This is a genomic window from Solibacillus faecavium (genome assembly GCF_014836905.1).
Lineage (GTDB): Bacteria > Bacillota > Bacilli > Bacillales_A > Planococcaceae > Solibacillus > Solibacillus faecavium.
Map to the genome: position 1 here is coordinate 24,620 of NZ_JACSPZ010000001.1, position 12,319 is coordinate 36,938.

The 12,319-nt window shown below is 38.5% G+C and carries 9 protein-coding genes and 1 other RNA gene; 2 read left to right on the forward strand and 8 right to left on the reverse strand.

Annotation, left to right across the window (positions count from 1 at the left end; all coding sequences use genetic code 11):
• Positions 1 to 161: 161 nt before the first annotated feature.
• From H9635_RS00115 to H9635_RS00150, 8 genes are all read right to left on the reverse strand, one after another.
• Positions 162 to 1,301, reverse strand: coding sequence for a THUMP domain-containing class I SAM-dependent RNA methyltransferase (locus tag H9635_RS00115; RefSeq protein ID WP_191698112.1), 1,140 nt, complete (start codon positions 1,299 to 1,301; stop codon positions 162 to 164).
• A 4-nt stretch (positions 1,302 to 1,305) separates the two neighbouring features.
• Entirely contained in the window at positions 1,306 to 3,048 is a 1,743-nt protein-coding gene (locus H9635_RS00120) for an EAL domain-containing protein (RefSeq protein ID WP_191698113.1), read from the reverse strand.
• Between the two features lie 201 nt (positions 3,049 to 3,249).
• An RNA gene (rnpB, locus tag H9635_RS00125) (RNase P RNA component class B) lies at positions 3,250 to 3,631 on the reverse strand.
• 63 nt (positions 3,632 to 3,694) lie between these two features.
• A complete protein-coding gene (gene gpsB / locus H9635_RS00130) occupies positions 3,695 to 3,997 on the reverse strand; it encodes a cell division regulator GpsB (RefSeq protein WP_191698114.1) in 303 nt (100 codons plus the stop codon).
• A gap of 98 nt (positions 3,998 to 4,095) precedes the next feature.
• The gene (locus H9635_RS00135) at positions 4,096 to 5,340 is read right to left on the reverse strand and encodes a ribonuclease H-like domain-containing protein (RefSeq protein ID WP_225231046.1); all 1,245 of its coding nucleotides are present in this window, start codon (positions 5,338 to 5,340) and stop codon (positions 4,096 to 4,098) included.
• A 31-nt stretch (positions 5,341 to 5,371) separates the two neighbouring features.
• Positions 5,372 to 7,648 carry a DEAD/DEAH box helicase gene (locus tag H9635_RS00140; protein WP_191698116.1) on the reverse strand — a complete coding sequence of 759 codons (2,277 nt, stop codon included), beginning with the start codon at positions 7,646 to 7,648 and terminating at the stop codon, positions 5,372 to 5,374.
• Positions 7,638 to 8,006 carry a YppE family protein gene (locus tag H9635_RS00145; RefSeq protein ID WP_191698117.1) on the reverse strand — a complete coding sequence of 123 codons (369 nt, stop codon included), beginning with the start codon at positions 8,004 to 8,006 and terminating at the stop codon, positions 7,638 to 7,640. Before H9635_RS00145 ends, H9635_RS00140 begins: the two co-directional genes overlap by 11 nt.
• A gap of 36 nt (positions 8,007 to 8,042) precedes the next feature.
• Positions 8,043 to 8,255: a molecular chaperone gene (locus tag H9635_RS00150; RefSeq protein ID WP_191698118.1), complete on the reverse strand. Its 213-nt coding sequence runs from the start codon at positions 8,253 to 8,255 to the stop codon at positions 8,043 to 8,045.
• A gap of 182 nt (positions 8,256 to 8,437) precedes the next feature.
• On the opposite strand from H9635_RS00150, the gene recU reads away from it, so the two are divergent.
• Together recU and H9635_RS00160 are read left to right on the forward strand one after the other, a co-directional pair.
• Positions 8,438 to 9,106, forward strand: coding sequence for a Holliday junction resolvase RecU (gene recU, locus H9635_RS00155; RefSeq protein ID WP_191698119.1), 669 nt, complete (start codon positions 8,438 to 8,440; stop codon positions 9,104 to 9,106).
• Between the two features lies 1 nt (position 9,107).
• Positions 9,108 to 11,774, forward strand: a complete 2,667-nt coding sequence (locus H9635_RS00160; protein WP_191698120.1) for a PBP1A family penicillin-binding protein — start codon at positions 9,108 to 9,110, stop codon at positions 11,772 to 11,774.
• The last annotated feature ends 545 nt before the right edge of the window (positions 11,775 to 12,319 follow it).

Consider the following 12,319-nt stretch of genomic DNA (forward strand, 5'->3'; position numbering starts at 1 on the left):
GAAGCGGAAGGAATGATCACCCATTCCTTCCGCAAAAACACTCTTTATAATTATAGTCAACAAAAAAAACTTTACTCATCATTATACATCTAAATACATAAAAAAAATACTAATATGCAACAAAAAACTACATTAGTTTAGGCACCAATGTAGTTTTCATATTAATTTTCACGTTTAGATTTTTGACCCCAATATTGATACAGATCTGTACGAATAAATCCGTTAAACAACTTACGCTTTTTCGTTGCCTTTTTACCGTAATGCACTTCAAATTCTTCCATTGATGACAGCATATAAACTGACCATGTTGGATAATTTTGCATTACTTGACCAAATTGGCGGAGCATTTTCTCGATTTCTTCCACTTCACCAATACGTTCTCCATAAGGTGGATTCGTTACGATAACCCCATCCGTTAGCCTCGTAGTAAAATCCGTTGCCTGCATTTGTTTGAAAGTCAACAAATCGCCAAAGCCTGCTTCAAGAGCGTTTTCCTGAGCAATCGCTACCATTTTATGATCGATATCCGTACCGATAATATTAAGTTCCTGATCATAATTCGCTAAATTATCCGCCTCATCACGGGCCTTATCCCAAATATCCTGTTTCATCCATGGCCAAGACTCCGAAATAAATTCTCTATTATAGCCTGGTGCAATATTTTGACCAATCATTGCTGCTTCCAGAGCAATTGTTCCTGAACCACAGAATGGGTCTACAAACGGACGACTTGGCGACCATTTCGAAATTTTCACCAATGCTGCTGCAAGCGTCTCTTTTAAAGGCGCTTCCCCTTGCGTCGTTCTGTATCCACGTTTATGCAAACCGACACCAGATGTATCTATTGTTAATGTTGCCACATCTTTTAAAATCGATATTTCAATTTTGAATGTTGGTCCCGATTCATCTAAAAATCCTAATCGCTTGTAGGCTAATTTTAGACGTTCTACAATTGCTTTTTTCGTAATGGCCTGACAGTCAGGTACACTAAACAACGTCGACTTTACTGACTTACCTGAAACTGGGAAACTTGCATCCACTGGTAAATATTTTTCCCACTGAACCGATTTTACCCCTTCAAATAATTGGTCGAATGTTCTGGCAGGAAATTGTGCAACGACGATTTTCACACGATCTGCTACACGCAACCATAAATTCGTGCGTGCAATCGCCATCTCGTCTCCTTCAAAATACACTTTTCCGTTCTCTACTTGTGTTTCATATCCTAATTCACGTACTTCTTCTGCGACGATTGCTTCTAAGCCCATCGCTGCTGTTGCTACTAATTTAAATTTTGTCATGCTTTTAAATCCTTCCTTGATGCTCGACTTCCCAAAAATGAATGAAGTCAATTAATTCTTCCATTGGCAATGGTCTGCTGTAGTAATACCCTTGAATAAAATCACAGCCCATCGACTTTAATAACTCAACCTGTTGGCTCGTTTCAACCCCTTCTGCAACAACTTTCATTTGCAGGCGGTGTGCCATTTGAATAATTGCATCGACAATAGCTTGTTTGTCATCTAGTGAGCAAATATGCTGAATGAAGCTGCGATCGATTTTTAAAACATCTAACGGGAAACGCACTAAATAACTTAATGAAGAATAGCCTGTCCCAAAATCGTCAATTGATAGCTTAAACCCTAATTGTTTCAGCTTGACTAATTTACTAACCGTCTCCTGTGCACTATTCATAACTGTTCGCTCAGTCACTTCGATTTCGAAGCATTGAGCAGATGTATTATTTCTTTCTAAAATTGTCTGTACCGACTCTAAAAAGCTCTGCTGCTGGAAATGGATGCTCGATACATTAATTGCAATAGGAATTCTAGGATACCCTGCCGCAACTAATTTTTGATTCCCTTCACATGCCAGGTCAAAAATAATTTCACTTAAAGGAATGATTAAGCCTGACTCCTCGGCATGTTCAATAAATTCTGCAGGTGAAACGAAGCCGAGCTTTTCACTGTTCCAGCGCACTAGCGCTTCTATTCCGACAATATCATTTGTTACGGTATTGATCTTCGGTTGATAGGCTAGTGTAAATTCCCGATTCTCAATCGCTTTACGTAATTCACTATCCAACAACAATAATCGATTTGAATCGGTTTGTAATTCTTCAAAGTAAAAGGAGAAACAATTTCGTCCATTTTCTTTTGAGTAAGACATCGCACGATCAGCACGATTTAAAAGTTGTTCAGTTGTCTCACCATCCTCAGGATAGATACTAATTCCCATACTTGTTGAGACATAGATATCCTGATCGTGAATTTTAATCGGTATTTCAAAAGCCCGTATTACCTGTTCAGCAAATTTCGCCGCTTCTCTCGGATGTTGAATGTTGGCCAATGTAATGACAAACTCATCGCCGCCAAAACGAGCTAAAATATCTTTGTTTTTAAGCAAGCTATTTACACGCTTCGATACTTCTACTAACAGCTGATCTCCTATAGCATGTCCAAGTGTGTCATTAACTTGCTTGAAGCGATCCAAATCCATAAAAAGTACTGCATGCTGAATCGGTTGTACTTTTTTTGCTGACATTTCCAACAGAACTTTCATTCGTTCGATAAAGGCAAAACGATTACATACCTCTGTCAATGAATCATGCAATGCTCTTTTTTCAAGCTCATCTTCAACGATTTTCCGCTCCGATAAATCCGTAAAAATACCGCAGTAATTTGTAACTTCACCGAATTTATCTTTTATCTCTATTATTGTCAGCCATTCAGGGTATAATTCACCCGTTTTGCGTCTGTTCCAAATTTCACCTTGCCAAATGCCATCTCTCTCAAGCTGATTCCACATATCGATATAAAAAATTCTATCATGTACGCCGGATTGTAAAATAGAAGGTTTTTCCCCTTGTACTTCTTCTAATTTATAGCCTGTTACAAATTCGAACGCAGCATTAATTGATAAAATCTTTTTATATTTATCTGTAATCATAATACCTTCAGCAATATTTTCAAAAACCTTTTCGATTAATTCTTTTGAAAAATGAGACAAGAATAGCTCTTGTACATTTGGTTTATTTGATTCGTTCAATACAACTCACCCTTATTTCCTTATAGAACAATAATTCATTTATCCTGTATAGAATTTAATGTATGTACTAAGTTTGAAGTATTAACTTCTAACTTTTGGTGTTGAATCTTCATTTTGCCAATTTTACTGATTTTATCTACTAAGAAAGGCTCTCCAAAAGAAATGGAGAGCCTTATTACATGTTTAAGAAAAGCATCAATAATCAATAAGCCATGTTTTGTTCCTAAGTACTCAAACAGCTTTCGCCTCGTACGACTAGGTAGTAATCATCTATCTACGGCCAAAATAACCGTCCCTCCATCCGTTCAATTCCTTCTGGAGAGTGCCCCTACCATAATTTGGGTTTCTCACTCATGGGGTTTACCTCGTTCCACCTTATAGCTTTCACTATAAGCTCCGTCACTGTGGCACTTTCAGGAAGTTTCGTCCATATCTAAAAGACTTAGGAGTTCCTTCCGCCGTCAAGAGAAGCTCTCTTGCCTTACCTTATTTTTTCAGTAAGCACGAACACTACGGGCATCTCAGCACCGTGTGAGCATGGACTTTCCTCTACGATACGAAATCGCAGCGATTACTCGAATATTGATGTATTCATAAATTATACTTGATACTTTTAAAAATTACAATATCGCTATAAATAGTTTAACTATTCGTATAGTTTGCTTCCAAAAACATGCTTTTCCAAATTAGAAAGGCGTTTTAAAATATCGAAATTTGTACTATTCGCAGTAGGCGGTGGTGCAACAACCGATGATTTACGTGTAGAGTTAGTTAACTCCTGCTTCAAACGCTCATTTTCCTCTGTTAATGAAGCGATTTTAGCTGTAAATGAATCATAATCTTCACGAATCAAATCTAAAAATTGATCTACCTCGTCAACATTATAGCCTTTCATGCTTTTTTTGAATTCTTTTTCTAATATATAGTCAGCTGTTAATTTAATATCCATTTAATTCATCGTCCTTCCGTCACGCAACTTCTTTAACTTATTATAGCATAGGTCAGACGCTTCTTACGAATACATGTGTTAAACAAAATGAAAATTTTTCAGCTTTTGTTCAAATTATTTTTGTTCATTTTATTGTCTAATCGGCCGAGTCTTTTTTGCCAATTTCTCTGTTTGTTTAAGAGCTGTGTTTCTTTTCGGAATGAAATTTGCTGTAACAATTCAAGCCCTTTTTCCGAAAATAGCATTGCTTGTTCATAATCTTTTAGCTGATGTTCATACAAAATTGCCAACTGCTCATATGCCTGCAGCTTTTTTTCACGGGGAATTGTCGGCAATGCCGAGTGGAAAGATTCAATTGCTAAATTAATTTCCCCAACTCGTTTTAATTCATAAGCTAAATAATAATGGGCATAGCCTGTTTCTTCGGTATTGAAGTGTTTTGTTACTGCCTGCAATATTTCCGCACTTGTTTGTCGTTTTTTTAAGTCGCCAAACCACTTTCCGATGTTCGTATACGTAGTAGCAGATTCGGTCGAAATCGCATCAAACAACAAATTAGTAGAATGAATGTACAAAGTAATAAGAGAAAGTAAATCCCATTCATTATGCAACAGAACTTTCATTAATGTTTCGGCATTGCCGCTTTTTATCGCATCAAAATAAATGATCGGCGCTAAATGACCAGGAATATCTCCTTTGCGGTAAAATCCAAGCTTATCCTGCTCTACTTGTGTGAGCTTCATTCGCGCTAAGTCATCTTTCCAAAGTCGCTTCGTACTATGCAATAGGTCAATCTGACGCTGCATTTTTAACGGTGGCAAATGCTGTTTATTTAACGTCCAGCGTACTTGTAACTGTGGCCAATCAAAACTTTTCCCATTATAGGATACAACCGTCATATTTTTCTGCCATAATTTTGATTCAAATAGAAAAGCTACTTCGTTTGATGGGTCAGACAATACGTATTGAGTAAGAGTAAATTGTTCCTCCTCTTCATCAAATTGTAGAAAACCTAATAAAAAGATATGCGTCCCAGCCCCTTTAAGACCAGTCGTTTCCGTATCGAAAAACACGATCGTCTCCTGCTCATCAATCGCAAAAGGATGATCATCAGCTTCATATTTCCACCGTTTTAGTGCTTTAAAAAGTTCGCCAAGTCTATAATCCCCGTGCTTATAATCAAGGGGATAGTGTACTTCTCTTTTAAACAACATACCAAATTCATTTTCAACCAACTGAAGTCCGGCCTGCTGCCATTGTTCACTATAAAATGGTGGGTCCGGTTTTATGAAGGTAGGCTTTTCTTGTTTTTGTCCTGTATTTTTACTAAGCAGCTTTTTCATTTGTAGGAGCTTATTTTCATACGACATGTCATCACATCATTTCACTTATTAAAATATCCAAAACTTTTAAAACTTGTTTTTTGCTTTCTCCTAGACTATCTTGTGCTCCGATACACGATGGACAACCTTGCTGACATGGACAGTTCGTCACATGTTGAGCAGTTCGTTCAAGTAAGGAAAGCAATATATCATAAACACGTTCACTTAAACCGATACCCCCTGGATAGCTATCATAAATAAACAAAGTCGGCTTTTCATTGTGTACTGCCTTTACTTGAGGGACAACCGATACATCTGATCGGTCACAATGAATGAAGAGCGGGATAAAACTCCCCATCGCATAGGCAGCGCCTGTTAGAGCATCCGTTAACTGCTCCTCAGTCCAATTATAAGGCAATTCAAAGCTCATCCATGTTGCATTTGTATGCATTTCCATTGGTGGAATCGATATCGGACCTGAGCCGATATTATCATGTGTATTAAATCGAATTTTTTTGAAGATGGTTGGAATCGCTAAAATGCTGACATCACCAAAGCTTACAGTAGCGTTTTTAAAAGGTGCCGATTTATCTTCACTTAATACTTTTAACTCCACAGCTAAATTAGCATCGGTAAAGTAATCGACATCCACTTCACGCACAAATGCTTTTTTCTCTTCCCAATCCAATTTTTCGACTTGGAACTGAATCCCTTGATGTATATAAATCGCTTCTTCGTGCAAAAGTGTCATTGCACTATACGTATCCATTTCTCCGATGACCTTTGTATTTGCAGGTGTAGAAATATCAATGATAACGACATTTTCCTGTGCCGCTGAGCGTAATGATATTTCATGGGCAGGAAAGCGGTCACTCATCCAATGCCATTTCGTACTTGTACGCACGAGCACACCTTCGTCTTCTAAATAGGCAAGTAGTTCCTGTATTTCAAATTCTCCATAACTATCATCCATTGTAAAAGGAAGTTCAAATGCAGCACATTTCAAATGCTCCATCAAAATTAGAATGTTCTCCGGATTAATACGCGCTTCTTCAGGGGAACTCCCGAGTAAATAGCTAGGATTTTGTACGACATATTGATCCAATGCTGTAGATTGGGCGACATAGACAATAAGGGCCTCATCTTGACGTCTCCCTGCACGTCCTGCTTGCTGCCATGCACTGGCAATGTTGCCCGGGTATCCTGTCATTATGCAAGCTTGCAATTGACCTATATCTACACCAAGCTCAAGTGCATTAGTGCTGACAACCATTTGAATCGAACCGGATCGCAAACCTTTTTCTATTTCACGTCGCTCACTCGGTAAATAGCCCCCACGGTATCCTTGAATGGACTCGTCCATTATTTTTTTCGATGTTAGCGATTTTAAATAGGTTACAAGCATTTCAACACGAACTCTTGATTTGGCGAATATAATCGTTTGAATACCTGCTTCAAACAAACGCTTGGAAATGTCACGTACCTCCAACACCGCGCTACGTCTAACTCCAAATGTCGGGTGTACGATTGGTGGATTATAAAAAATAAAAGTTTTCTTTCCTACAGGTGCTCCTGATTTCTCTATAAGTTCATGCTCACTATTAGTCAAACTTTCTGCAAGCTCTTTCGGGTTTTTTATTGTCGCACTTGTACAAATAAAAATCGGCTTACTTCCATAAAATTCGCAAATACGCAAAAGCCTTCTTATAACGTGTGCAACATGTGAACCGAAAACGCCTTTGTACGTATGTAATTCATCAATAACAATGTACTTTAAGTTTTCAAAAAGCGAAACCCATTTCGTATGATGCGGTAAAATACCCGAATGCAGCATATCTGGATTGGTCATCACAATATGCCCGGCTTTTCTTATTTTTTGTCGTATACCGGGTGCAGTATCTCCATCGTATGTGTAACTTAATATATCTTCTTCCATTAATTCAATCAGTTCATTTAAATCCGATTTTTGATCCTGGGCAAGCGCTTTTGTCGGAAACAAATAAATCGCTCGGCTCGATGGATCTTCCAAAATCTTCTGGAGAACAGGTAAATGATAACAGTATGACTTCCCTGAAGCGGTTGGTGTAATAGCAGTAAAATTCTTTTGCTGTTCGGCATAATCAAAAGCCTGGCGTTGATGTAAATAAAGCTGATGAATGCCACGTCCATGCAGAGCCTTTACGATTGACGGATGTAAGTTTGATGGAAATTCCGCATACTGAGCTTGTTTTTCTTCAATTGTATGCATTGCGACAATATTTTGTTTCATTTCCTCATCATATTGCCATTCCTCAACAAGCTGAGTAATCGTTTTTTTCTTACTGAACATCGTCTTCACCTTCCTCAATCTTGGAAACGAGAAGCTTTAATGTATATTGTGCAGATTGGATTGACTGGATAAAGCGTTTTTTACTAGTCCCTTTATAAAAAGACTGTACAACAAATTGCTCCATCGCATCTGCTGCGTGGTCAATTTGCTGTACATATAAATTTTTAGGATACGTGCTTTTTATCCAATGTGCTGCAAGTTGTTGCCATTCCTGAATACGTGTATGGACGATATCGACATGGGGTTTGACGTCATTAAAGAAGTCAGGCTCCATGTCCAAACGCCGCATTTCCTGGAAACGTTGTAAACACGCTTCACATTCATCTATTAATGTATAAGTTTCTTCTAATAATCGCATAAAAAGCACCTCAAATGATTTCGTCTGTATTATCGTTTAGTGTATCAAATTCTCATCGATTGTACTACTTATATGCGAACACGTATTCTTTACTTGACTCTTGATTTCTGCTAAGCTAACTTTTTGAGAAACCGAAATTAAATTTGTTAAGTGATCGATCTTCAACCTTAATTGTTCCCGTTCCATTTGCAATGTTAATAACGTTTCTGCCATTTCAACTTGTTCTATTAAGCGTGATAATTTCGACATATAATGCCCCCTTTTCACAATGATTCTTGCTTTTTTTGTAGAATCCTTGTCATGTGGCAAAAATAGTGTTTATTCGGCAAAAGATGTTATAATTTGCATAGTTTTTTTTAAAATTATTAACGAGTACACTGTTTATGATACACTATTAAAGTATTATTTCTGCTAGGAAAGAAGGTGATTCCATGGTCATTCGTTATCCAAATGGAAAACTCTATCAAAGTGCACCTAAGTTGGAAAGTACACAAGACACTACTGAACAATCAACGGTTGCCAAAGAAACAAAAAAAAGGGCCGTTTCCTACAGTAACCGTGGAAAAAGCTTAGAAGATGACCTAAATGAAACAAACATGTTTTATTTACAAAGGAAAATGGCAAATATACACAAGAAACCTGTTCCGATTCAAATCGTCAAAGTAGATTATCCGGCAAGAAGTGCTGCGGTTATTAAAGAAGCTTACTTCCGTACCCCTTCCACAACGGATTATAATGGCGTCTGGAATGGTTATTATATCGACTTTGAAGCAAAGGAAACTGATAATAAAACATCCTTCCCATTAAAAAACATCCACCCTCACCAAATGACTCATATGGAATCGGTGACAAATCAACGAGGAATTGCATTTTTCATCATACGGTTTAGTTCATTAAATCGGAATTTTGTCATGCCTTATAATGTTGTAGCCAATGTATTTAAAAAAATGCATGAGGGTGGCAGAAAATCAATACCATTAACCGTTTTCGAGCAACAGGCTATCGAAATTAACGAAGGCTATTTACCAAGGCTCGATTATTTAGATGCGGTTAAAAAGTTAATCGCAAACGGGAATGTTTGTGAAAGTGAGGAGAACTAACGTGACGGAAAAAAGAAAAACGCGCGAGGAAATTAAACGCGAACGTCAAAAAAATAACAGATCAAAAAAATCAAAATCAAAAACATCGGCTGGCAACTGGGTTAAGCGTATTGTAATGGCAATCGTTCTAATCGGTGCTTTAGGCTTTTTAAGCGGTGCCGCACTATTTGGCTATTATGTAAGTAAGGCACCTGAATTAGACGAAGAATTACTGAAAGATCCTATTTCATCTGAATTTTACGATGTAAATGGTGAATTATTCGCTACAATAGGAGCAGAAAAACGGAATTTTGTAAAATACGAAGATATTCCTCAGCAAATGATTGATGCGATTATCGCAACAGAAGATGCACGATTCTTTGAACACTTCGGAATCGACTTCTGGCGTTTAGGTGGTGCTGTCATTGCCAACGTCCGGGACGGATTCGGGGCTCAGGGTGCCAGTACGATTACACAGCAAGTTGTTAAAAACTCCTTCTTTACAAATGAGAAAAAGCTAGAACGTAAAGCACAGGAAGCTTGGCTTGCGATTCAATTAGAGCGTAAATATAGTAAAGAAGAAATTTTTGAAATGTACTTTAATAAAGTACTAATGTCCGGCAGAATTCATGGTTTCGGTACAGCAGCTAAAGAATTTTACGGAAAAGAATTAAGTGAATTGACGTTAGCAGAAACTGCTCAATTAGCAGGTATGCCGCAAAGCCCGAACAATTTCAACCCTTACAAAAAGCCGGACCGTGCTAAAAAACGCCGTAATATCGTGCTATCACTAATGGTCCAGCACGGTAAAATTTCCGAAGCAGAGGCGCAGGAAGCAATAGCTGCTCCTGTAACAGGCGGTTTAATTCCTGAGGAAGATCGTGTCGCAAACAGCACAACAAAATATCCTGCCTTTTTAGATGTGGTTATGTCAGAAATAGAAAAAAACGGCGATGGTGAACTGCTTTCAGAAGGAATTAAAGTATATACAACACTAGACCCAAAAGCACAAGCCATTGTAGAGGATTTAATGAACAATGACAGTAACTTCCCTACTGAAGAAATCGAGGCGGGCGTTGCAGTTATTGATACACAAACAGGTGAAGTTCGCGCGATCGGTGGAGGTCGTCATTATACAGGATTTAACTTTAACTACGCAGATGATTTAACAGATCGTCAGCCCGGTTCGACATTAAAACCTTTAATCGATTATGGTCCAGCTTTTGAATATTTAAAATGGTCGACAGGTCAAACAACGGTCGATGAAGAAATGACTTATAGTGGTTCAAAACAAGTCATTGGAAACTGGGACGGGAAATATTTAGGGACAATGACTGTACGTCAAGCTCTTTATACTTCACGAAATATCCCAGCTGTAAAAACATTCCGTGAAGTCGGTCCAGAACGTGCACAGCAATTTTTATCAAATTTAGGTATTCAGTCAAAAGGATTGACGGAATCAGAGGCAATTGGCGGTGGACGTGTAAATATTTCGCCGATTCAACTGGCTGCTTCCTACGCAGCATTTGGCAATAACGGTATTTATAACGATGCACACTCTATTAATAAAATTGTATTCCGTGATGGTAAAACATCAAAATCATATAAGCCTGAATCTAAACCTGCTATGAGTGACTATACAGCTTATATGGTAACGGATATTTTACGTGATGTAGTGAGTAATAAAAAGAACGCATCTGCTCCACGCGCTATGGTTTCCGGTGTTGATATCGCAGGTAAAACAGGTACGACAAACTATTCTTCAGATGAATTTAAAGATTATAATCTGAAAAGCAGTTCCGTACCGGATACATGGTTTGCCGGCTATACAACAAACTATTCAATCGCCATTTGGGGCGGTTATTCAAAACGTAAAGATGCTATTACGACATGGGAAGAGCGCTGGTTGCCACAAACTTTGTTTAAATCAATCATGACTGATTTAAATCAGCATAATCCATCATCAACATTTAAACAGCCAAATTCTGTTGTGTCGGCTTCGATAGTAATTGGGTCCAACCCATTAAAGCTGGCCAATGAATATACACCTGCAAATCAGCGTACTACAGAGTTATTTGTTAAAGGAACAGAGCCTACTGAATATACAGAGGAATTTGTCCCTCAAACATTGGAAGCACCAACTGGCTTACAGGCGACATTTAATGAAATGGCTCAGCTTGCTGATGTAACTTGGTCACACCCATCACAAAATGCTGAAGATGGGGATGCGCAAGATCCAGTCACATATGAAGTATCAATGGCAGTAGATGGCGGTTCTGCAACTGTTCTATCAGTTTCAGGCGCAACTTCTATACAAGTACCAAATATTGAGCCTGGAAAAGAATATCTATTTACAGTCACAGCCATTTCCGGTGATCTACGGAGTGAACCTGCTGCTGTAACATTATTCGTCCCGGGATCCCCAGAGCCAGAAGAGCCTGAGGAGCCAAATGATGAAGTGGAAAATCCAGGTAGCCCTGAAAACCCTTCACAACCAAACAATGGGAATGGAAACAACAACGGCAATCAGAATCCAGGCAATGGGAATGGAAATAACGGGAATGGGAATGGAAACGGCAATACAGTAGAGCCAGAGTCCCCAAATCCTGAAACATCACCACCAAATCAACCTACCCCTCCTCAACCAGGCGGTGGCGAAACGAATCCTGAAGATTCAGATGACGATTAAATAATACAATTTAAACAAATTTAAAGAGCCTGGGACAAAACGAAAAACATCTATTTTTTCAAAGAAAAAATAGATGTTTTTCTGCTTCTACCAGAATTGATTTCCGTTACGGGGACGCTTTCCGGGGGCACGGCCTGAGCCTGTAGTCTCAGGCGTCGGTGCTCCTGCGGTTACTCGTCGCAAAATAAATTTCGCTGTTCCCCCAGGAGTCGCCCCTTCACTCCAATCAATTCATATAATATCAATTTCTTAATAAGAGTCTTTCCCTTATACAAAGAAATTTCTACTTATGTCCCAGCCTCTTTTCAAATTGTCGACAAAAGGTCTCGAGAGACCTTTTGTCTTTTTATTATAAATTTTTACTAGATGCTTAGCAGGAATAAGTTGTCCATGTTCATTGATTTAAATTGTTTACTAGTCATCGTAGATATCGTATCTCACTTTATTTAAAACGATAAATAAGTTGATTGGAGTGGAGGGACCGTGACTCCACCGGGAATCGCACGCGCGGAAGATCCACTAAATTGTGCCTACCGTTGTAGGCA

What these genes read in the sequence shown, in the direction of transcription:
- gpsB (WP_191698114.1), bottom strand. Translation starts at nt 3,997, where the DNA reads ATGGATATTAAATTAACAGCTGACTATATATTAGAAAAAGAATTCAAA.
- H9635_RS00150 (WP_191698118.1), bottom strand. Translation starts at nt 8,255, where the DNA reads ATGTCGAAATTATCACGCTTAATAGAACAAGTTGAAATGGCAGAAACG.
- recU (WP_191698119.1), top strand. Translation starts at nt 8,438, where the DNA reads ATGGTCATTCGTTATCCAAATGGAAAACTCTATCAAAGTGCACCTAAG.
- H9635_RS00115 (WP_191698112.1), bottom strand. Translation starts at nt 1,301, where the DNA reads ATGACAAAATTTAAATTAGTAGCAACAGCAGCGATGGGCTTAGAAGCA.
- H9635_RS00145 (WP_191698117.1), bottom strand. Translation starts at nt 8,006, where the DNA reads ATGCGATTATTAGAAGAAACTTATACATTAATAGATGAATGTGAAGCG.
- H9635_RS00140 (WP_191698116.1), bottom strand. Translation starts at nt 7,648, where the DNA reads ATGTTCAGTAAGAAAAAAACGATTACTCAGCTTGTTGAGGAATGGCAA.
- H9635_RS00135 (WP_225231046.1), bottom strand. Translation starts at nt 5,340, where the DNA reads ATGAAAAAGCTGCTTAGTAAAAATACAGGACAAAAACAAGAAAAGCCT.